This window comes from Exiguobacterium sp. s21 (assembly GCF_018617975.1).
Lineage (GTDB): Bacteria > Bacillota > Bacilli > Exiguobacteriales > Exiguobacteriaceae > Exiguobacterium > Exiguobacterium mexicanum_A.
In genome coordinates this window covers 22,698-47,929 of record NZ_JACSLF010000008.1, presented here as the reverse complement: position 1 = coordinate 47,929, position 25,232 = coordinate 22,698, and the positions used below count along the sequence as shown (strand labels likewise).

Here is a 25,232-nt window from a genome sequence, read left to right as displayed (position 1 = left end):
GAAAGGATGATCGAAGATGGAACGATTTGAACAATTGTATCGGGATTGGAAGAAAGAGGCGAAGAAGCTGACGACCGACCTTGATTTGTTACCGCTCGAGGCGTTGATTGAAGTATTTGAACGGGTCGATGTCGAACAAGAGAAGACGGATGATGTCCGCAAAGCCGTCAGTCTGCTCGTGCTCGAGGAGACGACGACACTCCCGCCGAACCACCAACCGACACCGGACGCTGTCAGCCTGTTCATCGGGTACTTGGCAACGAAGCTCGTCAAAGACGGGGCGAGCGTGCTCGAACTTGGAAGCGGGACGGGGACACTCGTGCATACCGTGTTGACACAATTGAAAGACGCCACCGCACAAGCCGTCGAAGTCGATGAGACGATGCTACGTCTGTCTTACGCGATCAGTAACTTACTCGGGAAACCGGTGTCGTATTTCCACCAGGACGCGCTCGCACCGTTGTTCGTCGAGCCGAGCGATTTAGCGCTCGTCGATTTGCCGATCGGCTACTATCCGAACGATGAGGTGGCGTCAGGCTACGCCTTAAAACGTGAGGAAGGCCATTCCTATTCCCACTTCTTGTTGATCGAACAAGCGATGCGCCACCTGAAACCGGGCGCGCATGGCATCTTCGTCATCCCGAACAATTTGTTTGAACAGGATGACGAAGGGAAATTAAAACAGTGGATGGACCGTGAGGCCGTCGTCAAAGGAGTTCTGCAACTCCCGACGACGATGTTCAAAGATGAGCGATATGCGAAGAGCCTATTGATGTTACAAAAGCTCGGGGAAGGCGTCAAACGCCCGAAACAAGCGCTCCTCGTCGAATTGCCGTCGTTCACGGACGTACGTGCGGTTGCCAATATTGTGAAACAGATTGACGATTGGTTTAAAACAACATAATTTTTATTGGGCAAAAGACTTGAAAAACATATGCCATATCAAGTATCTTCATTATGATACAGTTATCGGTTTTTAAGAGAACAGATAAAGACTCGTGTTTAAATCGAAAGGTAAGAGGTGTATGACATGACAAAAATTATGGCAGTCAACGCAGGTAGTTCGTCATTAAAGTTCCAGCTTCTCGAGATGCCATCTGAGAAGATGCTCGCCGTCGGGCTCGTCGAGCGTGTCGGAAAAGAAGATGCGATCTTCACGATTAAATATGGCGAAGGACAAAAGTTCCATATCGTCACACCGCTTCATTCACATAAAGAAGCGGTCGAGCTCTCGCTCGAAAAATTGATCGACCTTGATATCATTCAGTCGTTCGACGAAATCGCAGGCGTCGGTCACCGTGTCCTTCACGGGAAAGAGTTGTACGCGGATTCGGTCGTCATCGACGATGAAGTCATGAAGAACATCGAATCGTTCGTCGAACTCGGACCGCTCCACATCCCGCCAAACTTAACGGGGATTCGTGCGTTCCAAACGATTTTACCGAACGTACCGCAAGTCGCGGTCTTCGACACGGCGTTCCACCAGTCGATGCCGGAAGAGAACTTCTTGTACAGCCTTCCGTACGAGTACTACACGGAGCACGGCGTCCGGAAGTACGGTTTCCACGGAACGAGCCACAAGTACGTCACGCAACGTGCGGCAGAGCTTCTCGGTCGTCCGCTTGAAGACCTTCGTTTAATCTCGTGCCACCTCGGTAGCGGTGCATCAATCGCAGCGGTTGCCGGCGGTCGTTCGATCGACACGACGATGGGCTTCACGCCACTCGAAGGAATCACGATGGGCACACGTTCAGGATCACTTGACCCGGCTCTCATCCCGTTCTTGATGCAAAAGACAGGCAAGTCGGCTGAAGATGTATTGAACGTCATGAACAAAGAGTCAGGCGTCTACGGTCTCTCGGGTATCTCGAGTGACTTGCGTGACATCGAGCAAGCTGCTGCTGAAGGCAACCACCGTGCCGAAGTCTCGCTCAAAATCTTCTCGAACCGCATCCACGGTTATATCGGTCAATATGCGGCAGAGATGAACGGTGTCGATGCGATCATCTTCACAGCTGGTGTCGGAGAAAACTCTGACGTCATCCGTGAGCGCATCCTTCGTGGCCTTGAGTTCATGGGCGTCTACTGGGATCCATCACTCAACAACGGAGCACGCGGTAAAGAGTTGTTCATCAACTACCCGCACTCACCAGTCAAAGTCATCATCATCCCAACGAACGAAGAGTTGGTCATCGCACGCGATACCGTACGCATCGCCAACCTCTTTGAGTCACACGTTTAAGTTATTACAAAGTCCGTCCCGCAACCTTGCGAGACGGACTTTTTTAGTGCTTTTGACGCATGAAAAGGGAAGGGATTGTGACAATGGACCGAATGAATCCATCTCGTTTGTAACATTCGACGTAAGAAAAGCAGGTTTTCGTAATAGTCCAGATATATTAATTCCTTTAAATGGAAATTAATGTGACAAAAACTAAAGATTATTATTAAAACCGTCATCTTTCTTTAAAGGATGGCGGTTTTGTAATCTAACCGTAACTTTGATGACACTCAAATGAATTTTAGTTGTAAACGCACGTCGTCATGTTTCGTCATATAGTTATCTGGACGAAACATTCAGCAATAAACGCGAAATGTGACAGTGAATACGGCACCACAGATTCGACACCATGAACTTACAACTCACAAACCGACTAGGAGAGGACAAACCACATGCTCAAAAAAATTGGAACGGTCTTACTACTGACGGTCATGACACTCGCTATGCTCTTACCACAACAACAAGTTGAGGCATCTTCAAAAGTTTACGTTCAAAGCCAAGTCAACGGATTGAACGTCCGCTCGGCAGGTTCACTCAACGGAAAAGTCATCGGCAAGATCAACAAAGGACAACAATTACAGCGTACCGGCTCAAAAGGGGCTTGGATTCGCGTCAACTACAAAGGAAAAGCAGGTTGGATCGCTGCTAAGTACTTGAAGTCAGTTAAAAAAGCTTCAAAGTCGGTAACAAAAACAAGTTTGAAGGCGAAAACTTATAAAATGAATGCCTCGGCCTACACACCGTATTGCAAAGGATGTTCAGGTGTGACGGCATTAGGCTGGAACGTCCGGGCCCAAAAACGTAACGTCGTCGCTGTCGACCCGCGCGTCATCCCGCTCGGTAAGAAAGTACAAGTGTACGTCGGCGGGAAGTTGACGGGCACATACACAGCGGCTGATACAGGCGGCGCCATCAAAGGCAACAAAATCGACATCTTGATGTACTCACAAAGTGCGGCCCTCAAATTTGGCCGCAAAACGGTTACTGTCAAAGTGTTATAATAGGTGAACGAGAAAGGGCCATCGCATCTGCGGTGGCCCTTCGTTCGCGTATGAAAACGATGGTGGCTTAAACGGTTCGCTCCACAATCAAATCAAGGTCGTAAGTGAATTAACCACAGACAAGGGCCACCGCGATTGCGATGGCCCTTGGTTAATACGTTATTGGCGGACGATCAGAACGTCACACTTCGAGTAGCGGACGATGCTTTCAGAGACGCTACCGATGAAGAAGCGTTCGACGGCGTTCAACCCGGTCGCTCCACAGATGATGAGATCAATGTCGTGATTCGGTGCGATTTTTTTAGCGATCGTCACTTTCGGAGAGCCGTACTCGATGACCGTCTCTACTTCTTTGACACCACGTTCTTTCGCGCGATTGACGTAGTCCTCGAGCAATTCCTTCGCATACGTTTCAGCACGCTCGGTAATCGTCCGGTCATATGCTTCGACCGTGGCGAACGTCCGTGTATCGATGACGTGACCGATATACAGCTTGCCATCGTTTCGAAGGGCGACGTCGATTGCTGTTTCAAATGCGCGTTCCGCCTCTTTCGAGCCGTCGACGGCAGATAGAATATGTTTGTAGACAATTGCCATGTAAATCCCAACCTTTCGCTTGAAATGTACGTGCGGCTTACATGTATAGTATACCACTTCTGCCTAAATTCACGCCCGGTTCTTTCAGAAATGTGTGAAAGATTCACAACTTTCTCACTGAACAGGTTGAAGTTTGGAAATGAGCAGACGGAACGGGTAAGATGATACAGAGGAGGGATGACGATGAAACACGTAGTCATCACGGCCGGTGCGAAAGGGATCGGCCGCATTGTGACGGAACGTCTGTTAGAAGAAGGTTGGCACGTCAGCGTATTGCAACGGAAGCCGATCGATTGGAACCACGAGCGGTTACATATGATCGAGACGCCGTTGACGGACCGCCAGGCCGTCTTGAGTGCCTATGAAGAGGCGGTGGCCAAGTTCGGAGAACCGGATGCGCTCATCTTGAATGCCGGGCCATATATCTTTGAACGGAAATGTCTCGTCGACTTGTCTGACGAGGAATGGGACGAGGTGATCACGGGTAACTTGTCAGCCTCGTTTTGGTTGATGCGCCGAGCCATCCCGAGCATGCGGTCGAAACAGTTCGGCCGCATCATCACGTACGGCTTCCCGGAAAGTGCGACGGCACCAGGCTGGATTCACCGGTCGGCGTTCGCGGCAGCGAAAACGGGACTTGTCAGTTTGACGAAATCGGTCGCGCTTGAAGAGGCGGCCTACGGCATCACGGCCAATATGATCAATCCAGGCAATATTGTCGGGGCACAAAAAGAGATGCGAATCGAAGCGGCCGAACCGGATGACCAGACACCGGTCGGCCGTCACGGGACAGGTGAAGATATCGCGCGAATGATTCTGTTCTTGCTCGCTCACGATTCTGACATGGTCACGGGTGCTGTCATTGATGTGACCGGCGGTGTCAACGTCGTCCATCAATACCGGAAATAAGGAGGGGTCTGCATGAAGTTGGCCATATTGACCGATATCCATGGCAACGTCCAAGCGCTCGATGCGGTGCTTGCCGAACTGGACCGGCAAGGGATCGATCAAATCTGGAGTTTAGGGGACATGATTGCGATGGGACCCGATTCGAACGAAGTGATGGCGCGACTGCTCGACCGCGGCGTGCACATGATTACGGGCAACCATGACGAGGCCGTGTTGTCGCTCATGGCTGGGACAGGGCATCCCGAAAGCTACGCACACACGCGCCCGCATCATGAGTGGGTGGCGCGTACGTTGAAACCTGCCTATGCGGAGGCGCTCTTCAAGCTGCCGCGCACGATTGAACGTGTTGTCGAAGGGACTCGCGTATACGGCATCCATTACCATATCCCGACCGAGAAACGGGAGACGCCGATCACAGAGGAACCGTTCCACGACATCGTCGAGGCGACACTTTCGAACATGCAGTCGCTTTACGCGGCGTATGAGGCGGATGTCATCTGCTTCGGGCATCATCATCCGGAGCACATGTTTCGGGATGACGTGAAACATTATTTCAATCCGGGAGCGCTCGGTGTCGCCCGTGACGACTTGGCCCGTTACGGCATCCTCGAGTGGGGTGAGGCCGGCTTCTCGATTCACCCACAAGCCGTGCCGTATGACAAACGCTCGTTCCTTGAGACGATGGAACGCCGTGACGTGCCACAACGAGACGTCATGTTCCGACTCTTTTATTGACCGTGAAAAAGACCAGCCGCGCGCGGCTGGTCTTTCTTTGTGACTCAATCGATTTCTTGGAGCGTTTTCGGATAACTCGTCAACAGAATCGGGCCACTCTCGGTCATGACGATGTCGTCCTCGATGCGGACGCCGCCGACGCCAGGGAGATAAATCCCCGGTTCGACGGTGAACGTCATCCCGACTTGGGCCGTCATGTCGTTATTGGCGGCCATTGACGGGAATTCGTGTACTTCGATGCCGATACCGTGTCCGACACGATGCGTGAAGTATTCCCCGTAGCCGGCCGTCGTGATGACTTGACGGGCCGCGATATCGATCGAGCCGAGCGTCGTCCCGACGTTTGCCATCTCGATCGCAGCTTCTTCGGCCTTGAGGACGGTCTCGTAAATCTCTCGTTGTTTCGTGCTCGCTTCTCCATAGACGACGGTGCGAGTGATGTCAGAGGCGTATCCTTGCCAAATGACACCGAGGTCGAACAAAGCGAAATCGCCTTTCTTCAAGCGATTGTTACCGGGTACACCGTGCGGGTCGGCGCTATTCTCACCGAACAACACAAGTGTGTCGAACGACATCTCCCGGACGCCGTGCTTCTTCATCGCATACTCGATTTCCGCGATGACCTCGAGCTCGGTCACGCCTTCACGCAATGCGCGAATCCCTGCCTCGATCGCCATATCGGCGAGTTCGGCGGCGCGCTTCATCAAGCGGACCTCGTCCGGTGACTTGATCATGCGAAGTGCCTGCAACTCTTCCGTCAAGTCGATGATTGACAGTCCCGCGAAACCGGCGCGGAGTTGCTCGGCGCGATTGTACGTCAAATGCTCGCCTTCTACTCCGATTCGCTCGGGGATGATCTGTTGGTCGAGGAACAGTTTGACGACTTTGTCCCATGGGTTTTCATGATCCATGTACGTGACGATATCGCCGTTCCACTCGCTCGCTTCGACGATTCCTTTTTCAAGTGCTGGACAGACGATCGCGGTCGTGCCGTTCTTCAAGACAAGAATGGCGATGAGCCGCTCATGAGCCTCGGCGTATACTCCTGAAAAGTAGAAGACCGATGCTTTCGATGTGACGAAAGCGGCGTCTAACCCTTTCGTGGCCAAAGATTGTGCAATATGGTTGGTTCGTTGATTCAACTCGTTTCCCTTCCTTCTCGTTCATTGGCGTTCTTTCTCATTATAACGTTTTCCAAAACGGAAAGGAAATGTCACCATTTCAGTAGTACAGTTTGAAGAAGAACGACTGATACAGTATACTGAGGATGACAGAAAATGTATTGAGGAAAGGGACTCGTGACATGACAACAAAACATGAACAGATCATAGCACATATCGAGTCGCTCGATGTCGGGTCCAAAATTTCGGTCCGCCAAATCGCAAAAGAGTTGGCGGTATCAGAAGGAACGGCGTATCGGGCCATCAAAGAAGCAGAGAACTTAGGATTTGTGTCGACGATCGAACGGGTCGGGACGATCCGGATCAAACGTAAGCACAAAGAGAATATCGAAAAACTGACGTTCGCTGAAGTCGTCAATATCGTGGACGGACAAGTGCTCGGCGGCCGTGACGGGCTGCATAAGACGCTCTCGAAGTTCGTCATCGGGGCGATGAAGCTCGAAGCGATGATGCGTTACATCGATGTCGACTCGCTCGTCATCATCGGAAACCGGGAAAAGGCGCATGAGCTCGTGCTCCAGTCTGGCGGTGCCGTCTTGATCACAGGTGGATTCGATACGACCGACGAAGTGAAGCGGATGGCGGATAAATACCACATGCCGGTCATCTCGACTTCCTATGATAGTTTCACCGTCGCGACGATGATCAACCGTGCCATCTATGACCGTTTAATCAAAAAAGAGATTCTACTCGTATCGGATATCGTCATTCCGCTCCACGACACGTTCTATTTAAAAGTGGACGATACGGTCAAACGTTGGCACGAGCTCAATGAACGGACGAAACATAATCGCTATCCCGTCATCGACGAACAGATGAAAGTCGTCGGGGTCATCACGGCGAAAGACTTGATTGACCGCCCGCATGACACCGAAATCGAGAAAGTGATGACGAAGAACCCGATCACGGTCGGCGTTCAGACAAGCGTCACCAATGCCGCCCATCAAATGGTATGGGAAGGTATCGAGATGTTGCCGGTTGTCGACAACTACGGCCGTCTGCTCGGAATCATCAGCCGCCAAGACGTCTTGAAGGCGCTCCAACTCGCCAACCGCCAACCGCAAGTCGGCGAGACGTTCGACAATATGATCACGAACCAATTGAAAGAAGATCCGAACTCGAACGGGACCGCGTTCACCGTCGAGGTCGCGCCGCAAATGACGAGCCACATGGGGACGGCGTCGTCAGGTGTCTTGACGACGTTACTTGTCGAAGGGGCGACCCGGAGTCTGCGTCATATGAAAAAAGGCGACCTCGTCGTCGAGAATATCACGGTCTATTTCATGAAACCGATTCAAATCGAGAGCCAAATCCGAGTCTCGGCCAATGTGTTCGACCTTGGCCGGAAGTTCGGGAAAGTCGACGTCGAGATGACGCAAGGCACGCAACTCGTTGCCAAAGCGCTCGTTACGGCGCAATTGATCGACCGTTAACTAAAAAAACGAGCTGATGATGTCATCAGCTCGTTTCTGTCTGCCCTTATGCTTGTTTGATCGGCTCTTCGTTCGCGAGCGGATAGATTTTACGGTACCGGATGAACCCGACGACGGCATTGCCTAGCCCTAGGACGAGCATGGCGATGCTGACGATCCAACCGATCGTCGAGCCGAGCCCGAGGCCGCCGATCATTTGGTTGACGGCGAAAAGTGCGAGGAACAGGCTCAACCAGATGAGCGCTTGCGTGTTAAAGAGCGCTTTCCGGTATGGTGTCTTCGTCAAATAGGCGCGTCGTTTAGAAACGAAATAGGCACCTAACGAAAACAAAATGAGTCCGATCATAATTAATTGACCCAAGTGAAGAAACCCCTTTCAGACGTGTAATCTGTTATCATCATACCATAGAATAGTGTTCAAGAAAGCGAGGAATGGCGATGGCACACTGGCCAGAGGCAGCAACGATATTGAAATTGATTGAAGCGGCGGATACGATCATGATCCACCGACACGTCCGTCCTGACCCTGACGCGCTCGGCAGTCAGCTAGGGTTGAAGCGGATGTTAGAGGTCGCTTATCCGGAAAAACGGATTTACGTCGTCGGCGGCATCGTCCACGACTTAGAATTTTTAGGCAAGATGGAGCATGTTGAAGCCGACATGTACAAAGACGCGCTCGTCATCGTGCTCGACACGGCTAACCACGAACGAATCGATGGGCCGCACGCCTTAACAGGCAAGACGGTCGTCAAAATCGATCACCACCCTGATGAGGACGCGTATGCGACCCATCAAATCGTCGACACGACGGTCAGTTCGACGTCGGAGATGATTGCTGAACTTGCGGGAATCTGGGGGCTTGCCCTTGACGAGGCGTCCGCATTCTTGTTGTTCGCCGGGATTGTCGGCGACACGGGACGGTTCCAGTTCCGCAATGCGACGCCGCGCACGTTTGAGGTCGCCGCCGAATTGATCAACTACGGCATCGATACGAATCGGTTGTATCGTCAAATGTATAAGACGAACTTGGCGACGTTACAACTCCAAGGATATGTGCTTCAAAACGTCAACGTGACAGAAGCGGGTGTCGGCTACGTCAAAATCGATGCGAACGTCTTGCGGACGTTCCACGCGACACCGGAAGCGGCATCGTTGCTCGTCAACAGTTTCTCAGGACTCGAAGGATTGAAGTGCTGGGTCATGTTCGTCGAGAACAAAGATGAGATTCGGGTGCGAATCCGTTCGAAAGGGCCGGTTATCAATGAAGTGGCGAAACGCTATCGCGGTGGCGGCCATCCGATGGCAGCCGGTGCCACGATCGATACATGGGAAGAGATGGACGAAGTGATCGCGGCACTCGATGAAGTCGCGGCACCGTTCACGTTCGAAACAGAAGAGAGCTGACCCGTTGGTCAGCTCTCTTCAGCTTTTGTCCTGATCTTGTGGGATGAACCATGTGCCGCGGTCGGTCACGTCCTCGACGACGTCGAGTTGATACTCGGCGATATAGCGGCGGAGTCGGTCGATAATCTCCGGGCTATCGGCGAAGACGGTCTGGCCGTTCTGTAAATTTTCGAGCTTGTCACGTGCGATTTTGCCCCGATTAATAATCATACGGTTTATACCCCCTTTTAGGAGAAGTTTTGTCTATAATTATTGTATCAGACAAGTGCCGGAATGAGTTTGACAATTGTGAAAAAAAGAAAGGGGGGATCTTGTGATCCACTTGAATGTACGATCGGCTTTTAGTTTGATGCAGAGCACGATTCGACTTGAACAATACGTCGCGCTGATGGCTGAGAGAGGGAGTCGGGCCGTCGCGCTCGCTGACGATGCATTATACGGCTTGCCGCAGTTCGTCCGATTGTGCGAACGCTATGCAGTCAAACCTGTCATCGGGTTGCGGACCACGTTGCGGATGGACGGGTTTGACGTGTCTGTCCTCGTCTACGCGTTGACCGAGGAGCAGTTGCCGGAACTGTATCGCCTTGTGCAGGCCGATGGAGTGACCGAGACGACCGAACTGGCGGTAGTCGTCTTACCGGAGAATTGGAAGACGAACGACCCAGTTCACCGCAGGCGCTTGTATAACCATCTGCTCGGTTACGTGAACGAGGAGAAACTATGGCTCGGATTGCCGGCGCCCCAAACGACGGAGCAGACGTTGATGCTCAGACAGCTCCGCGAGATGCGGGAGGAGCTCGGCACGAAGCTCGTGCCGGCCCCCGAGACGTGTTACATGCGCCCAGAAGATTTCGAGGCGTATCGTGCCATCGTCGCCATCGGCGAAGGAGAGCTCACCTCGCAAGAAGACGTTCACCAGAAAGGGAAATACGTCCGCCTACCGAGTGAGATGAACGATTGGTTTGAACCGATCGAACTCGAGGCACTCGACCGATTCGAATCTCTCGTGTCCGTCACTCGGTTGCCGCAAGCGACAACATCCATCCCAGAATTCGAAGGTGCCATCGACCGGTTGAAGCGACTCGTTGCCGACCGCTTAAAGGCGCTCGACCTATTCCAAGAAGATTATATCGAACGGGCCCGCTATGAACTCGATATCATCGCGCGGACGGGTTTCGCCTCTTACTTCCTCATCGTCGAGGATATCGTTCGCTATGCGAAGGAACAAGGGATCGAGGTCGGTCCGGGTCGTGGTTCCGCGGCCGGGTCGCTCGTCAGTTTCGCGCTTCACATCACCGAGGTCGACCCAGTCCGGTTCGGTCTCTTGTTCGAACGATTTTTGAATCCGGAACGAATCACGATGCCGGATATCGACTTGGACTTCGAGGATGAACGACGCGATGAGGTCGTTCGCTACGTGTTGGAGAAGTATGGTGAAAATCATGCGGCCCAAATCGGTACGCTCGCCACGTTCGGTGCAAAGGCGGCGTTACGGGATGTCGCGCGGGCGCTCGGTCTGACGCTTGAAGAAGGACAAGCGGCCAGCAAACAAGTAAAAGATGACGGGCTGGCCGGGATTTTGGCCAACCCTTCGAAAGTGAAATGGTTCGCCGGCAGTCAAAAGCGCTCGCAGCTCTTGAAAATTGCCTCCGAGTTGGAAGGGTTACCGCGCCAAGCTTCGGTCCATGCGGCCGGCCTTGTGCTCAGCCGGGAGGCACTTGATGCGATCACACCGTTGCAGCCGACGACAGGGGAGCAAGTGACCCAATATAATATGAAGGATCTCGAAGCGCTCGGTCTGTTGAAAATCGATTTGCTCGGCCTGCGCAACTTGACGAGGCTCCGGCAGATGGAGGCGCTGATTCGGGAGACGGATGAACTGTTTTCGCTGAAGACGATCCCATTGAATGACGCCAAGACGTTCCGCGTGCTCGCCCGGGGTGACACGGATGGGATTTTCCAATTTGAGTCGGAAGGGATGAAACAAGCGCTTCGGCAAGTGAAGCCGACCGAGTTCGAGGATATCGTTGTCACGATGTCGCTCTATCGTCCGGGGCCGATGCAGTTCATCGATACGTATGCGAAGCGCAAGCATGGGATGCCTTATCAAGCGGTCCATCCGGTCGTCGGCGACATCATGCGGACGACGAACGGCGTGCTCGTCTATCAGGAACAAGTCATGCGCTTGTTGCGGGAGCTTGCGGGGTATTCATACGCCGAGGCGGATTTGATACGCCGCGCCATCGCTAAAAAAGACGTGGCAGCGATTGACGTCGAGAAAGCCCGCTTCTTAGAACGTTCGTCGGAGCGGTTCGACAGTGACTCGATGCGGCAAGTGTTCTCGTGGATCGAGAAGTTCGCTGGTTACGGCTTCAACCGTTCCCACGCCGTCGCCTACAGTTTGATCAGTTACCGTCTAGCTTATGTGAAGGCGCACTTTGAACGAATCTTCTACCTCGTGACGTACGACAAGACGAATCAGCTCGTCCGCATGTTGCGGAAAGGAAAAATCCCTGTCTATCCGCCCGACGTTCTGCACGGACAAGCCGCCGCCTTTTTAGAAGGGCCCGGCGTGCGTCTCGGACTGAAGGCGGTCCAAGGGTTGACGAAACGCGATGTCGAGCGGTTGATTGAGCATCATGCCGAGTTCACGGATGTGAAGCGTCTGCTTGAACTCATGGACTGGGGAACGAAAGACCATATGAAACTGCGACGCCTGCTCGGTGCTGGGGCGTTGGATCGGATGTACCACGGTGAGCGTCGACGTGCCTTTGAAGCGGTCGAACGGCTTCGCGAGGAGACGGAGACGCATCTGCTCCCGGACGAATTGTCCGCGCTCGGATTAAAACGATCCGCGCCGATTGAGCCGAATTGGTCCGAGGAAGAACGAGAGGCGCTCGGGACGTGGATCGTCCATTCGCCATTGACGACGGTCGCGCCGCTCTCGATCGAGACGGTGACGATTGATGAAGTGCTCCATGGCGAACGCGGATTCATCGTCGTCTATGTGGACGCGATTCGTACGTTCAAGACGAAGAAGAACGAAGAGATGGGTGTCGTCATGGTCGATGACGGTGTGTCGCAAGATGAGGTCGTCATCTTCCCGCGGGTGTTCGCGCAATTTTCGCGCTCGCTTTACGTCGGGAACGTCCTCTTGCTCGAGGTGCATCCAAATGAACGGGACGGACGGCGTCAACTCGTCGTCGAGCGGGTCCGGCCGCTCCATGGACAAGCGCTCTTTGTCCGTCTGCGCTTAGAGTCGTTCGCCGACCTCGAAGAGTTGCTCCATACGTCCAAAGGGGATGTGCCGGTTATTTGTCGGTTCTCGGATTCAAAGGAAGTGAAGCAACTTGCCTCGGCGTATGCGGTCAATCCGACGGAGACATTGCTCTTGGCGTTGAAACAACGGTTTGGTGAAACGGATGTCGTGTTGAAGCGGGTCGACTCGAAATTGCCCGGTACGAAAACTAGTACCAAGTCATAAAAAGTGGTATAATCTGATTAATTGGTCTGACCACTTTAGAGAAAATGCCATCCAAAAAGGGAGTTGAACGGTCAGATGCATGGAAAACACGCATCCTCATTTCATGAAAACATTTCTAAAATTAGAACGTTGATCGTCCAGGCCTCACTCGAGCCAGGCGACCGTCTCCCGTCAGAACGGGAACTCGCCGAGACGCTATCCATCAGCCGTGCCTCGGTCCGTGAAGCGTTACGGGCACTCAGCTTCCTTGGAATCGTTGAGACGAGACACGGCGGCGGCACGTTTTTATGTGAGCAAGATCGCCATCGGTATATTGAGATTTTGTCTGAATTTATCGTCACGAAACAGACGAAGGCGTCAAACATTGTCGATATGTTGCGACTGCTCGAACGCTTGGCGTTGACGGAAGTCGAACCGACCCCGGAACGCATCGCGTTGCTCGAGGGGAGTGTGGAGACGGACCGTGCCTTCCGGCAGCATCTCATCTTCGGGTTGAAGAATGAACTGTTCATTCGAATTTGGAGTGAAGTAAACCGATTTTATGACGGGACGGACGCGGGCGACTTGTATACTGAAGATGAACGTAGACGATTGTTGGAGATGTGGCGTGAGGCGGGGATGCCGGAATGAACGAGGGGGAAGCGATGACTGCTTTTTTCAAGAAACCGAAACGATATATGCCTTTGCGTCAACGAGAACCAAAAATTGACGCACCACAAGGCTTGATGACAAAATGTCCATCCTGTAAATATATGCATTACACGAAACAGTTAAACGAAAATCATAAAGTGTGTGATTGCGGCTACCATTTCCCGCTCAGTGCAGATGAGCGGATTCACATGTTGGTCGACGGTCAATCGTTTGAAAAATTTGCGGGACCGCTCGTCAAAGAGAACCCGCTTGATTTTCCAGATTATGAAGATAAATTGAAAAAAGACAGGGAGCGAACTAGGATTGAAGAAGCCATCGTCTGTGGCCGCGCCACAATCGATGGGCTCCCGGTCGTCGTCTGCGTCATGGACGCCCGCTTCCGTATGGGATCGATGGGGGCGTATGTCGGAGAAGCGATCGCCTCGGCCGTCCGGACCGCGACGAAAGAACGATTGCCGGTCGTCCTGTTCACCGCTTCAGGCGGAGCGCGCATGCAAGAAGGCATGGTCAGCTTGATGCAGATGGCCAATACGTCGATTGCGTTGAAACAACATGACGAAGCCGGTCTCTTGTACGTCGCCTACTTGACGCACCCGACGACAGGTGGCGTATCAGCCAGTTTCGCGATGCTCGGGGATGTGAACGTCGCCGAACCTGGGGCGTTGATCGGCTTCGCCGGGCGCCGCATCATCGAACAGACGATTCGTGAGAAATTGCCAGACAACTTCCAAACTGCCGAGTTCTTGTTAGAAGCGGGGCAACTAGACGCCGTCGTTCACCGTGAACAGATGCGTTCGTTCTTGAAGAAGATGATCGAGTTACACGGCGGGGAGGTCCATCATGTTTGATCCGATCAAAGAAGTAAACGAACAGCTCGGGAAGCTGCGCGAGACGGCAGAGACGAAAGGCATCGACTTATCTCGAGAAATCCGTAATCTTGAAGCAAAGCTTCATCGATTAGAAAAAGACATTTATGGGAATATGAAACCGTGGGATCGCGTGCAACTGGCGCGTAACCCGAAACGGCCGACGACGCTCGATTATATCACCCAACTGTTTCCAGATTTCATCGAGTTGCACGGTGACCGTCACGGCTATGATGATGCTGCCATCGTAACGGGATTGGCCACACTCGACGGGACAGCGGTGACAATTATCGGCCATCAACGAGGTCGTAACACGAAAGAGAACATGAAACGTAACTTTGGAATGCCGCATCCAGAAGGCTATCGCAAAGCGCTTCGCTTTATGAAGCAAGCGGAAAAGTTCAATCGTCCTGTCATCACGTTCATCGATACGAAAGGCGCTTACCCTGGGAAAGCCGCCGAAGAGCGTGGACAAAGCGAGGCGATTGCGCGCAACTTGTTCGAGATGGCGACGTTGAAAGTGCCGATTATCTCGATCGTCATCGGAGAAGGCGGGTCGGGCGGAGCGCTCGGGATTGGTGTCTGTGACCGTCTGCTCATGTTAGAGAACAGCACGTATTCGGTCATTTCACCAGAAGGCGCCGCCGCGCTCTTGTGGAAAGACGCGAAGCTCGCAGAACGCGCAGCGGAAACGATGAAGATCACAGCACAAGATTTGCTGAATTTAGGGATTGTCGATGAAGTCGTCACCGAGGTATTCGGCGGCGCCCACATCGATGTGTCATTACAGTCATCACTCTTAAAGCCTGTATTAGCACAACACATGACAGAGTTGCGAGGCCGGACTCTAAATGAGTTGTTGCAAGGGCGGGCCGCCAAATATCATCAAATTGGCACAATTGGCTCGTGAAAACGTTAACAACCGCTTCGGGTTCACGTTCATTCACTCACGAGATGACTGGTTTTGAGCACACCCCATGCTTTTTTTTCACATACTTGTGTTGTAAAACAAAGGTCATACATGGTATTTTATTTTCAGATTTCGTTAAAACACATAAGAGGTGAGTGACGTGAATTTAAAACGTATTGCGGTATTGACAAGTGGGGGAGACGCCCCTGGAATGAACGCTGCAGTCCGTGCCGTGACCCGAAAAGCAATTTTCGAAGGTCTAGAAGTGTACGGTGTGTATAACGGCTATCAAGGTCTAATCGAAGGAGATCTTGTCGAATTGAACCTCGGTTCGGTCGGCGATATCATTCAACGCGGAGGAACATTCTTACGTTCGGCCCGTTGCCCTGAGTTTAGAACGGAAGAGGGTCGTGCGAAAGCGGTCGAGCAGTTGAAGAAATTCGACATCGACGCGCTCGTAGTAATTGGTGGAGACGGTTCATACCGTGGCGCCCAAAAGTTGACAGAACTCGGTTTCCCAACAATTGGTCTGCCGGGAACGATCGACAACGATATCCCGGGTACAGATGCGACAATCGGATTCGACACAGCGCTCAACACGGCGCTTGACGCGATTGACAAAATCCGTGACACGGCGTCGTCGCATGAACGGACGTATGTCATTGAAGTGATGGGCCGTGACGCTGGTGATATCGCACTTTATGCCGGTCTTGCCGGTGGTGCCGAGTCAATCCTTGTCCCAGAACGTCCAGAAGACTTGAGTGCGATCGTGGAACGCATCAACCATGGTGTGGCTCGCGGTAAGAAACACTCGATCGTCGTCGTCGCTGAAGGCGCCGGCAGTGCGGAAGAGATCGGAAAAATGATCGCTGAGAAGACAAACTCAGATACACGCGTGACGATTCTTGGACACATTCAACGTGGCGGTTCCCCGACTGCTGCGGACCGCGTGCTTGCGAGCCGCATGGGTGCTTACGCTGTCGAGATTTTACTCGAAGGCAAGGCAGGACGTGTCGTCGGTATTCGTGCCGGTAAGATGATAGATCTCGATATCGACGAAGCGCTCGACCACAACAAGCACACGCTCGATATGCAGTTGATCGATCTTTCGAACCAACTTTCGATTTAACGAGTACCAGTGAACTCCACAGAGACGGGATCAGGTCGGTTGACCCCCCGTTTTCTGTGTGTAAATGTAATACATCCCCTAGGAGGTTTTTATTTATGCGTAGAACGAAAATTGTATGTACGATTGGACCAGCTTCAGAGAAACGTCTTCCGGAAATGATTGAAGCCGGTATGAACGTCGCCCGTCTCAACTTCTCACACGGTGACTATGAAGAGCACGGCGCACGTATCCGCGACATCCGCGAAGCAGCAAAAGCTGCCGGCAAAGTCGTGACGGTTCTTCTTGACACGAAAGGTCCTGAAATCCGTACACATACGTTTGAAGACGGAAAAGCACTCCTCGAAAAAGGCAAAGAAGTCATCATCGTCTCGACAGAAGAAATCGTCGGAACGAAAGATCGTTTCTCGGTCACGTACGAAGGTCTCTACGAAGACGTTGAAGTCGGGTCACGCATCATGCTCGATGACGGACTCATCGGTCTCCTTGTCGTTGAGAAACTCCCGAACCGTGATCTTCGCTGCGTCATCGAAAACGAAGGCGTTATCAAGACGAAGAAAGGTGTCAACTTGCCTAACGTCAAGGTAAACCTTCCTGCCCTTACAGACAAAGACATCGCCGACATCGAGTTCGGGATTTCACAAGACATCGATGTCATCGCGGCATCGTTCGTCCGCCGTGCGTCTGACGTCGTTGAGATTCGTCAACTTCTTGAACGCAACAACGCGTCACACATCAAAATCTATCCGAAAATCGAGAACCAAGAAGGTGTCGACAATATCGACGAAATCTTGGCGATTTCTGACGGTTTGATGGTCGCTCGTGGTGACCTCGGAATCGAGATCCCAACGGAAGAAGTCACACCAGTTCAAAAAGAATTGATCAAGAAGTGTAACGACCTCGGGAAACCGGTCATCACGGCTACACAAATGCTTGATTCAATGCAACGCAACCCGCGTCCAACACGTGCGGAAGCATCTGACGTTGCCAACGCCATCCTCGATGGTACGGATGCGGTCATGCTTTCAGGTGAGACGGCAGCAGGGGACTACCCAATCGAGTCAGTTCAAATGCAAGCAGCAATCGCTGTTCGTACTGAGCAAATGCTCGACTACAAAAACTTGCTCAAAGATCGTCAGAAGCGCAGTGAGCACACGGTAACGGATGCAATCTCACAAGCGGTTGCCCACACGGCAATCAACTTGAACGCGAAAGCGATCTTGACACCGACACAATCAGGTTACACGGCTGCTCGTACAGCGAAGTATCGTCCAGAGGCGAACATCATCGCGGTCACAGAGTCAGAGCGTGTGGCACGTCAATTGAACCTCGTTTGGGGCGTGTACCCGATCGTCGCTGACACAATGCCGAACAACACGGATGAGATGTTGGTACAAGCTTCAGAAGCGGCTCGTCACGCTGGATTCGTCACAGACGGTGACCTCGTCGTCATCTCGGCAGGTATCCCGGCTGCGACTGCGGGTACGACAAACATGATGAAAGTTCATATCGTCGGTCACGCCCTCGCAAACGGACGCGGGATCGGTGAGCGCGGTCTCGTCGGTGAAGTCGTCATTGCGAACAATGCAGACGAAGCGAATGCGAAAGCGAAAGACGGCATGATCCTCGTCGCACCATTCACAGATAAAGAAATGATGCCAGCGATTGAAAAAGCGGCTGGAATCATCACTGAAGACGGCGGATTGACGAGCCATGCTGGTATCGTCGGGCCATCACTCCGTAAACCGGTCATCGTCGGTGTCGAATCAGCGACATCAACGTTCCGTGACGGACAGATGATTTCGATCGACCCACTTACTGGTAAAATCTACAACGCGTAATCGAATGCCAATCGAACCGACTCTCTCATGAGTCGGTTCTTTTTCCATTCAGAAAGAGAGTCTATGATGAGTGCGTATTTATTCTTATTGCTGCTCGTGTTGATCGGTGTCATTGCCCATAACCAATCGATCATCATCGCCAGCAGCGTCCTATTGATTATTAAAGCAATCGGATTCGGTGATCAACTGTTTCCAACGCTCGCCTCAAAAGGCATCCATTGGGGCGTGACGATTATCACGATTGCCGTGCTCGTCCCGATTGCGACCGGTGACATCGGGTTTAGGGAATTGTGGAATAGTATTAAAGGGCCGGTCGGCATCATCGCTTTCGGGTCAGGAATCTTCGTCGCGCTCGCCGCGGCGCAAGGCGTTCAACTGATGCGTGTGGACCCTGTCGTGACGACGGCACTCCTCGCGGGCACCATCCTAGCCGTCGGTTTCATGAAAGGTGTGCCGGTTGGACCGCTGATTGGAGCCGGGATCGCCGCTTTGATTTTAGGTGGATTTAGCCTGTTAGAAAAATGGTTCTGACATTTTTTGACGGATGGATACGCTTACATTTCTTTTTTTCAGTAAATTGTTTATACTAGATAAAGGACAGGGTGGAGCGAGCTCGAAACGGATTGGGGAAAGTGTTCGACTTCCCGCCCTTATTCCCTACACAACAGACTGTATGATGCGGTCGATCACTTTTAAAGACTGAGGGGGAGTTATTGATGTCAACGACAAAAGGATTAGAAGGAATTGTGGCAGCGGCCTCAAAAGTCAGTTCGATCATCGACGGACAATTGACTTACGGAGGATACACAATCGACGATTTGGCGGACCACGCCACTTTTGAAGAGGTTGTTTTCCTATTATGGAACGACCGTCTTCCAAAAGCAGATGAATTAACTGAGCTCTCTGAAGCGCTCGTGAAAGAAGCCAAATTACCAGAAGAAGTCATCACGACGCTCGAACGGGCGCCGAAATCGGCCAATGCGATGGCGACGATTCGGACGGCCCTTTCACAGCTCGCGCTTTATGATGAAGAGGCTGAAGATATGAGTACAGAAGCGAACATGCGCAAAGCGATTCGTCTCCAAGCTCAAATTGCTACGATTGTAACGGCGTTCGCTCGTCTTCGTAAAGGCGAACAACCGGTTGCGCCGAAACCTGGCTTGTCGTATGCGGCCAATTTCCTATACATGTTGAACGGAGAAGAACCAAGTGAGGTAGCCGAGAAGACGATTGATAAGGCACTCATCCTTCACGCCGACCATGAATTGAACGCTTCGACGTTCACGGCCCGCGTCTGCGTTGCCACGTTGTCTGATATTTACTCAGGCGTGACGGCAGCGATGGGAGCGCTCAAAGGCCCGCTTCACGGCGGTGCGAATGAGGCGGTCATGAAAATGCTCCACGAGATCGGTTCGGTCGACAAAGTCGAAGAGTACGTTCGCGGCAAGTTCGAGCGTCGTGAGAAGATCATGGGCTTCGGTCACCGTGTCTATAAGGACGGCGACCCGCGTGCGAAACATTTGAAAGAGATGAGCCGCCAACTGACGGCCCAAATCGGCGAGCCGGAATGGTACGAGATGTCTGAGAAGATCGATCACCTCGTCGAGACAGAGAAAGGCTTGAAGCCGAACGTTGATTTCTATTCAGCATCGACTTATTATGCGCTCGGTCTCGATGAAGAGTTGTTCACACCGATTTTCGCCGTCTCACGCATGTCGGGCTGGATCGCCCACATTCTCGAACAGTATGCGGACAACCGCTTGATTCGTCCGCGCGCCGAGTACGTTGGCGAGACGAACCGGTCATACGTCCCGGTGAATGAGCGTTAATTGACGCGACACGAGAAGATCGAGTCACAATTTAGACATAAACTTTGGTAAACTAACAATTGACGTAGGTCGGCGTTCGCGTCGGCCTACATAAATGTACTTAGGGGGATTCATTATGTTGACACAAAACGAAAAAATCACAGTTGAAAACGGTGTATTAAACGTACCGAACGTACCGACGATTCCATTTATCATCGGTGACGGCACAGGACCAGACATCTGGAACGCATCGGTGCGCGTCTTTGATGCGGCTGTCGAAAAAGCATACGGCGGCGAGAAGAAAATCGAATGGATGGAAGTGTACGCTGGGGAGAAGGCCTTCAACCAAAAAGGCGAATGGCTTCCAAACGAGACACTCGATCAAATCCGTGAATATTTGATTGCCATCAAAGGTCCATTGACGACACCGGTCGGCGGCGGAATCCGTTCACTCAACGTAGCACTCCGTCAAGAACTTGACTTGTACACGTGCTTGCGTCCGGTCCGTTACTTCACAGGCGTCCCATCACCGGTCAAGCGCCCAGAAGATACAGACATGGTCATTTTCCGTGAGAACACAGAAGATATCTACGCTGGGATTGAGTACGCGTCAGGCAGCGACGAAGTGAAAAAATTGATCTCATTCTTAAAAGAAGAGATGAACGTCAACAAAATCCGTTTCCCAGAAACGTCTGGAATCGGCATCAAACCGATCTCGTCTGAAGGAACAAAACGCCTTGTTCGCGCGGCTCTCGAGTACGCGATCGCGAACAACCGTAAATCGCTCACGCTCGTCCATAAAGGGAACATCATGAAGTTCACAGAAGGCGCCTTCAAAAACTGGGGTTATGAGCTCGCAGAAGAAGAATACGGCGACAAAGTCTTCACATGGGCACAGTACGACCGCATCAAAGAAGAGTCAGGCGAAGCGGCTGCAAACGAAGCTCAATCGAAAGCAGAAGCGGAAGGCAAAATCATCGTAAAAGATTCGATCGCCGATATCTTCTTGCAACAGATTTTGACACGTCCACGTGAATTCGATGTCGTGGCAACAATGAACTTGAACGGGGACTACATCTCGGATGCACTCGCTGCCCAAGTCGGCGGAATCGGGATCGCGCCAGGAGCGAACATCAACTACGTGACGGGCCATGCGATCTTTGAAGCGACACACGGTACGGCACCAAAATATGCAGGTCTTGACAAGGTCAACCCGTCATCAGTCATCTTGTCAGGTGAGATGATGCTTCGTCATATGAACTGGAACGAAGCGGCTGACCTCATCATCAACTCGATGGAGAAGACGATTGCCTCGAAAGTCGTCACATACGATTTCGCCCGCCTTATGGACGGCGCGACAGAAGTGAAGTGTTCAGAGTTTGCAGATGAACTAATCAAAAACATGTAATTCATCAGTTAAACCAAGGGGGAGAGCACAATGATTCGTCGCAATAAAATTTCGGTGATCGGTAGCGGATTCACGGGAGCCACGACTGCACTGTATCTGGCTCAAAAAGAGCTCGGTAACGTCGTCCTGCTCGATATCAAAGAAAACGAGAGCCCGACGAAAGGGAAAGCGCTCGATATGCAAGAGACGGCGCCGATTCAAGGGTTTGACTCGTGGATCACGGGGACGTCGGATTACGCCGACACGGCTGATTCGGATATCGTCGTTATCACGGCCGGGATTGCCCGGAAACCTGGCATGAGCCGGGACGACCTCGTCTCGACGAACGCCAAAGTGATGCGGGCCGTCACGAAAGAAGTGGCCCGCTATTCACCCGATGCGATTTTAATCGTCTTGACGAACCCGGTCGATGCGATGACATATACCGCCTTCAAAGAGTCAGGCTTCCCGAAAGAGCGGGTCATTGGTCAATCCGGCGTGCTTGATACGGCCCGGTTCCGGACGTTCGTCGCTGCGGAGTTGAATATCTCCGTGAAGGACGTCTCTGGATTCGTGCTCGGCGGGCACGGGGATGACATGGTCCCGCTCATTCGTTACTCGTACGCGGGAGGCATCCCACTCGAGAAGCTATTGCCGAGCGACCGAATCGATGCGATCGTCAATCGGACCCGTAAAGGTGGCGGCGAAATCGTCCAGCTACTCGGGAACGGATCGGCCTACTATGCGCCGGCAGCGGCCATCGTCGAGATGGTTGAAGCGATCTTGAAAGATCAACGACGTATTTTACCGGCCATCGCGTATCTCGACGGTGAGTACGGCTTCCACGACTTGTATCTCGGTGTCCCGACGATACTTGGCGCGAACGGGATTGAACGTGTGCTCGAACTTGAATTGACGGAAGAGGAGACGGCCGCGCTTGAGCGCTCGGCTGAATCGGTCCGCTCCGTCTTGAACGTCCTTAACTGATTCGTCACCTCGTCTGCTGAGCAGGCGAGGTTTTTTGTACGCTTGGTTTTTGAGGGTCGCGTGCTACACTGAAAGAAGAACGTGGATTTGTTTTGTTTTTGTAAAGATTTGCTTTGATGTTGGTCGGACGTGGCATTGATTTGTAAAATAGGTAGTGTACGTGACAGAACAGATAGATTAGAGGAGGAACTAAGCGTGGCCGAAAAAGTGATTGTTGTCGATGACGAGGTGTCGATTGCGACGTTATTGAAATTCAATTTGGAGCAAGCCGGTTTTGAGGTTGAGACGGCCCATGATGGGAAGACCGGTCTCGAACTCGCCGAGAAGCAGGATGCGGTATTGATCGTCCTCGATTTGATGTTGCCCGAGATGGATGGTCTCGAAGTTTGTAAGCGACTCCGCCAACAGAAAGTGAACACGCCGATCCTGATGTTGACGGCAAAAGACGATGAGTTCGATAAAGTGCTCGGACTCGAACTAGGGGCAGATGATTATTTGACGAAACCGTTCAGTCCGCGTGAAGTTGTGGCCCGGGTCAAAGCGATCTTACGGCGTTCGGCTCCACAAGAGGTGCCGGCGGTGGACGCGGACGTCATTGAAATCGGTGACGTGAAAATTATCGCTTCGAACTATGAAGTGTTCAAAAACGGGGAGCGGCTTGAGTTGACCCCAAAAGAGTTCGAACTGTTGGCCTATCTTGCTAAAAACAAAGGCCGTGTCTTGACGCGTGATCAACTCTTATCGGCTATTTGGAATTACGATTTCGTCGGCGATACGCGCATCGTCGATGTCCATATTAGCCACCTTCGGGAAAAGATTGAACCGGTGACGAAAAAACCGACATATATCAAAACGATTCGCGGTCTCGGCTATAAGATGGAAGAGCCGATGCCCGAATGAAGACGTACCGCTCGCGTTTTTTGACGACGCTCATCCTGCTCGTGACGGGCGTCTTGTTGACCCTCGGGATCGTGCTTGGTCAATTGTTCAAAGACTTCTATTTGGACTCCGAACGCGATCGTTTGAAAGAGGACACGGAGCTCGCCGCCTTATATTTAGAAGGGGGCGACCTCGAGGCGATTCAAGACTATGTCCGGCAAATCGATGACGAGAGCAGTTTCGACATTCTGCTCCTCAATCGCCGGATGGAAGTGATTGCCGGGACACCGTTTCGGGTCGGTTCGTTCGATTTTCGGATGGACGCTGCTTCAATCCCAGACGACGGGACGTTTGGGAACGAGACGCGCGATGATTTGATTCAGTTCACAAAACCGATCGAACTCTCCTCGGGTGATACGGTGTATCTCAGTTTCATCCGCTACGTCTCCGATCTAGAAGGGGTATATGACCGGATTTGGCTGACGATTGCCTTGGCCTTGATTTTCTCATTCTTCTTGATTTTGTTCGTGTTGCATAATTTGACGAATCAGTTTATCCGACCAATCGATGAGGCGACGATTGTATTACGTGAACTTGCCGACGGAAACTATCGGGCCCGTGTGTACGAATTGCGCAATGATGAAGAAACGGGCAGTCTGGCCGGGTCGATCAACGTTCTCGCCCGTAACTTGGAGACGATCTCACTTGGTGAATCCGTGCAACGGGCAAGGCTCGAGTCACTCATCGAATACATGGGGGCAGGGTTGCTTTTGGTCGACGAACGTGGCATCGTGACGCTCGTCAACCGCTCGTATCGTGACATGTTCCAATACGACGACTTGATGATTGGTCAATTTTATCACGGCATTTTACCGAGTCCGGACGTCGAGACGTTGATCGAGGACGTCTATTTGACCGAAGAACCCCACCGTCGTCAATTGTCGATTCGAACTGGATTCAACCAAAAGACGTATATGGTGTCGGCCGCACCGATCTTCAGTGATACAGGCATGTTGCGCGGGACGACGCTCCTGTTTAACGATATTTCGGAATTGAAAAGACTCGAGAAGATGCGGAAAGATTTCGTCGCGAACGTCAGCCATGAGTTGAAGACGCCGCTCACATCGATCCGAGGTTTCAGTGAGACACTCCTTGACGGGGCAAAAGAAGTGCCCGAGTTGCGCGATCAATTTTTGGATATCATTCAAAAAGAAGCGACGCGCATGCAAATGCTCGTTGAGGACTTACTCGAGCTGTCACGGCTTGAACGTGAAGATTTCCATTTGGACTTCACCCCGGTCCAGCTCAATCATCTCGTTGAGGAAGTGTGTCTCGTGTTGAGCCAGAAAGCGGAGCAGAAATCGATTCATTTGGAGTCGCGCCACGACGGGGAAGTCATCTTGCAGGCGGACATGAACCGAATCAAGCAAGTCATCTTGAACCTTGTCGCCAACGCCATCAACTACTCGCCGGAAGACAGCCGTGTCGAAATCGCGGTCGAAAAGAGAACGGACGGATCATATTTGATTGTCAAAGACAACGGGATTGGCATCGCGCCGAAAGAAGTGAGCCGAATCTTTGAACGATTCTACCGGGTCGATAAAGCGCGGAGCCGGAACTCCGGCGGGACAGGTCTCGGTCTTGCCATCGTCAAACATATCATCGACCTTCATCACGCGACGATTCACGTGGATAGTGTCGAAGGTGCTGGGACAATGTTCACAATCAAATTCCCAATCGCTTAACATGGAA

23 protein-coding genes are annotated in these 25,232 nt (G+C 52.2%); 19 read left to right on the top strand and 4 right to left on the bottom strand.

Features of this window, described 5'->3' with window-relative positions; all coding sequences use genetic code 11:
- Positions 1–16: 16 nt before the first annotated feature.
- The 3 genes from KNP06_RS10285 to KNP06_RS10275 all read left to right on the top strand — a co-directional run bounded on the left by KNP06_RS10285 (position 17) and on the right by KNP06_RS10275 (position 3,282).
- Positions 17–904: a class I SAM-dependent methyltransferase gene (locus tag KNP06_RS10285; protein WP_214706403.1), complete on the top strand. Its 888-nt coding sequence runs from the start codon at positions 17–19 to the stop codon at positions 902–904.
- A 126-nt stretch (positions 905–1,030) separates the two neighbouring features.
- Positions 1,031–2,242, top strand: coding sequence for an acetate kinase (locus KNP06_RS10280; RefSeq protein WP_214706401.1), 1,212 nt, complete (start codon positions 1,031–1,033; stop codon positions 2,240–2,242).
- Between the two features lie 431 nt (positions 2,243–2,673).
- Positions 2,674–3,282 (top strand): 3D domain-containing protein, encoded by a 609-nt coding sequence (locus KNP06_RS10275; RefSeq protein ID WP_214706393.1) that lies wholly within the window; start codon positions 2,674–2,676, stop codon positions 3,280–3,282.
- A gap of 159 nt (positions 3,283–3,441) precedes the next feature.
- Here the strand turns inward: KNP06_RS10275 and KNP06_RS10270 are convergent, their stop codons facing one another.
- Complete coding sequence (locus KNP06_RS10270; protein ID WP_021065608.1) at positions 3,442–3,879, bottom strand: universal stress protein; 438 nt, start codon at positions 3,877–3,879, stop codon at positions 3,442–3,444.
- Between the two features lie 183 nt (positions 3,880–4,062).
- Here KNP06_RS10270 and KNP06_RS10265 point away from each other — a divergent pair, with 183 nt between their 5' ends.
- The gene (locus KNP06_RS10265; RefSeq protein WP_138859187.1) at positions 4,063–4,788 is read left to right on the top strand and encodes an SDR family oxidoreductase; all 726 of its coding nucleotides are present in this window, start codon (positions 4,063–4,065) and stop codon (positions 4,786–4,788) included.
- A 12-nt stretch (positions 4,789–4,800) separates the two neighbouring features.
- Positions 4,801–5,523, top strand: coding sequence for a metallophosphoesterase family protein (locus tag KNP06_RS10260; RefSeq protein WP_138859188.1), 723 nt, complete (start codon positions 4,801–4,803; stop codon positions 5,521–5,523).
- A gap of 44 nt (positions 5,524–5,567) precedes the next feature.
- Here the strand turns inward: KNP06_RS10260 and KNP06_RS10255 are convergent, their stop codons facing one another.
- Positions 5,568–6,665, bottom strand: a complete 1,098-nt coding sequence (locus tag KNP06_RS10255) for a M24 family metallopeptidase (protein WP_138859189.1) — start codon at positions 6,663–6,665, stop codon at positions 5,568–5,570.
- 161 nt (positions 6,666–6,826) lie between these two features.
- Here KNP06_RS10255 and KNP06_RS10250 point away from each other — a divergent pair, with 161 nt between their 5' ends.
- On the top strand, positions 6,827–8,137 hold the full coding sequence (locus KNP06_RS10250) for a DRTGG domain-containing protein (protein ID WP_214711724.1): 1,311 nt from the start codon (positions 6,827–6,829) through the stop codon (positions 8,135–8,137).
- 46 nt (positions 8,138–8,183) lie between these two features.
- Here KNP06_RS10250 and KNP06_RS10245 read toward each other — a convergent pair whose 3' ends face one another.
- On the bottom strand, positions 8,184–8,498 hold the full coding sequence (locus KNP06_RS10245) for a YtpI family protein (RefSeq protein WP_233004412.1): 315 nt from the start codon (positions 8,496–8,498) through the stop codon (positions 8,184–8,186).
- A 77-nt stretch (positions 8,499–8,575) separates the two neighbouring features.
- On the opposite strand from KNP06_RS10245, the gene KNP06_RS10240 reads away from it, so the two are divergent.
- Positions 8,576–9,541, top strand: a complete 966-nt coding sequence (locus tag KNP06_RS10240; protein WP_214711722.1) for a DHH family phosphoesterase — start codon at positions 8,576–8,578, stop codon at positions 9,539–9,541.
- 18 nt (positions 9,542–9,559) lie between these two features.
- Here the strand turns inward: KNP06_RS10240 and KNP06_RS10235 are convergent, their stop codons facing one another.
- The gene (locus KNP06_RS10235) at positions 9,560–9,751 is read right to left on the bottom strand and encodes a YtzJ family protein (protein ID WP_034778236.1); all 192 of its coding nucleotides are present in this window, start codon (positions 9,749–9,751) and stop codon (positions 9,560–9,562) included.
- Between the two features lie 103 nt (positions 9,752–9,854).
- Here KNP06_RS10235 and dnaE point away from each other — a divergent pair, with 103 nt between their 5' ends.
- The 12 genes from dnaE to pnpS all read left to right on the top strand — a co-directional run bounded on the left by dnaE (position 9,855) and on the right by pnpS (position 25,225).
- Positions 9,855–13,025, top strand: a complete 3,171-nt coding sequence (gene dnaE, locus KNP06_RS10230) for a DNA polymerase III subunit alpha (protein ID WP_214788787.1) — start codon at positions 9,855–9,857, stop codon at positions 13,023–13,025.
- A gap of 75 nt (positions 13,026–13,100) precedes the next feature.
- Positions 13,101–13,655 (top strand): FadR/GntR family transcriptional regulator, encoded by a 555-nt coding sequence (locus KNP06_RS10225; RefSeq protein WP_214711717.1) that lies wholly within the window; start codon positions 13,101–13,103, stop codon positions 13,653–13,655.
- A 14-nt stretch (positions 13,656–13,669) separates the two neighbouring features.
- Entirely contained in the window at positions 13,670–14,524 is an 855-nt protein-coding gene (gene accD / locus KNP06_RS10220) for an acetyl-CoA carboxylase, carboxyltransferase subunit beta (RefSeq protein ID WP_214711715.1), read from the top strand.
- A complete protein-coding gene (locus KNP06_RS10215) occupies positions 14,517–15,452 on the top strand; it encodes an acetyl-CoA carboxylase carboxyltransferase subunit alpha (protein WP_214711713.1) in 936 nt (311 codons plus the stop codon). Before accD ends, KNP06_RS10215 begins: the two co-directional genes overlap by 8 nt.
- Before the next feature lie 160 nt (positions 15,453–15,612).
- Positions 15,613–16,581 (top strand): 6-phosphofructokinase, encoded by a 969-nt coding sequence (gene pfkA, locus KNP06_RS10210; protein WP_214706362.1) that lies wholly within the window; start codon positions 15,613–15,615, stop codon positions 16,579–16,581.
- 95 nt (positions 16,582–16,676) lie between these two features.
- The gene (gene pyk / locus KNP06_RS10205; RefSeq protein ID WP_138859194.1) at positions 16,677–18,419 is read left to right on the top strand and encodes a pyruvate kinase; all 1,743 of its coding nucleotides are present in this window, start codon (positions 16,677–16,679) and stop codon (positions 18,417–18,419) included.
- Between the two features lie 66 nt (positions 18,420–18,485).
- On the top strand, positions 18,486–18,950 hold the full coding sequence (locus KNP06_RS10200; RefSeq protein ID WP_214711711.1) for a DUF441 domain-containing protein: 465 nt from the start codon (positions 18,486–18,488) through the stop codon (positions 18,948–18,950).
- Between the two features lie 185 nt (positions 18,951–19,135).
- Positions 19,136–20,248 (top strand): citrate synthase, encoded by a 1,113-nt coding sequence (gene citZ, locus KNP06_RS10195; protein WP_214711709.1) that lies wholly within the window; start codon positions 19,136–19,138, stop codon positions 20,246–20,248.
- A 118-nt stretch (positions 20,249–20,366) separates the two neighbouring features.
- Positions 20,367–21,635 carry an NADP-dependent isocitrate dehydrogenase gene (gene icd / locus KNP06_RS10190; RefSeq protein WP_034779982.1) on the top strand — a complete coding sequence of 423 codons (1,269 nt, stop codon included), beginning with the start codon at positions 20,367–20,369 and terminating at the stop codon, positions 21,633–21,635.
- A 30-nt stretch (positions 21,636–21,665) separates the two neighbouring features.
- Positions 21,666–22,601, top strand: coding sequence for a malate dehydrogenase (gene mdh, locus KNP06_RS10185; RefSeq protein WP_214711707.1), 936 nt, complete (start codon positions 21,666–21,668; stop codon positions 22,599–22,601).
- 195 nt (positions 22,602–22,796) lie between these two features.
- Positions 22,797–23,501 (top strand): response regulator transcription factor, encoded by a 705-nt coding sequence (locus tag KNP06_RS10180; RefSeq protein WP_034778217.1) that lies wholly within the window; start codon positions 22,797–22,799, stop codon positions 23,499–23,501.
- A complete protein-coding gene (pnpS, locus tag KNP06_RS10175) occupies positions 23,498–25,225 on the top strand; it encodes a two-component system histidine kinase PnpS (protein WP_214711705.1) in 1,728 nt (575 codons plus the stop codon). The genes KNP06_RS10180 and pnpS overlap by 4 nt, the downstream gene beginning before the upstream one ends.
- Positions 25,226–25,232: the final 7 nt, after the last annotated feature.

Excerpts from the sequence above, each read along its gene's own strand:
- KNP06_RS10285 (WP_214706403.1), top strand. The coding sequence starts at position 17 with ATGGAACGATTTGAACAATTGTATCGGGATTGGAAGAAAGAGGCGAAG.
- KNP06_RS10280 (WP_214706401.1), top strand. The coding sequence starts at position 1,031 with ATGACAAAAATTATGGCAGTCAACGCAGGTAGTTCGTCATTAAAGTTC.
- KNP06_RS10275 (WP_214706393.1), top strand. The coding sequence starts at position 2,674 with ATGCTCAAAAAAATTGGAACGGTCTTACTACTGACGGTCATGACACTC.
- KNP06_RS10270 (WP_021065608.1), bottom strand. The coding sequence starts at position 3,879 with ATGGCAATTGTCTACAAACATATTCTATCTGCCGTCGACGGCTCGAAA.
- KNP06_RS10265 (WP_138859187.1), top strand. The coding sequence starts at position 4,063 with ATGAAACACGTAGTCATCACGGCCGGTGCGAAAGGGATCGGCCGCATT.
- KNP06_RS10260 (WP_138859188.1), top strand. The coding sequence starts at position 4,801 with ATGAAGTTGGCCATATTGACCGATATCCATGGCAACGTCCAAGCGCTC.
- KNP06_RS10250 (WP_214711724.1), top strand. The coding sequence starts at position 6,827 with ATGACAACAAAACATGAACAGATCATAGCACATATCGAGTCGCTCGAT.
- KNP06_RS10240 (WP_214711722.1), top strand. The coding sequence starts at position 8,576 with ATGGCACACTGGCCAGAGGCAGCAACGATATTGAAATTGATTGAAGCG.
- KNP06_RS10235 (WP_034778236.1), bottom strand. The coding sequence starts at position 9,751 with ATGATTATTAATCGGGGCAAAATCGCACGTGACAAGCTCGAAAATTTA.
- KNP06_RS10225 (WP_214711717.1), top strand. The coding sequence starts at position 13,101 with ATGCATGGAAAACACGCATCCTCATTTCATGAAAACATTTCTAAAATT.
- accD (WP_214711715.1), top strand. The coding sequence starts at position 13,670 with ATGACTGCTTTTTTCAAGAAACCGAAACGATATATGCCTTTGCGTCAA.
- KNP06_RS10215 (WP_214711713.1), top strand. The coding sequence starts at position 14,517 with ATGTTTGATCCGATCAAAGAAGTAAACGAACAGCTCGGGAAGCTGCGC.
- pyk (WP_138859194.1), top strand. The coding sequence starts at position 16,677 with ATGCGTAGAACGAAAATTGTATGTACGATTGGACCAGCTTCAGAGAAA.
- KNP06_RS10200 (WP_214711711.1), top strand. The coding sequence starts at position 18,486 with ATGAGTGCGTATTTATTCTTATTGCTGCTCGTGTTGATCGGTGTCATT.
- citZ (WP_214711709.1), top strand. The coding sequence starts at position 19,136 with ATGTCAACGACAAAAGGATTAGAAGGAATTGTGGCAGCGGCCTCAAAA.
- mdh (WP_214711707.1), top strand. The coding sequence starts at position 21,666 with ATGATTCGTCGCAATAAAATTTCGGTGATCGGTAGCGGATTCACGGGA.
- pnpS (WP_214711705.1), top strand. The coding sequence starts at position 23,498 with ATGAAGACGTACCGCTCGCGTTTTTTGACGACGCTCATCCTGCTCGTG.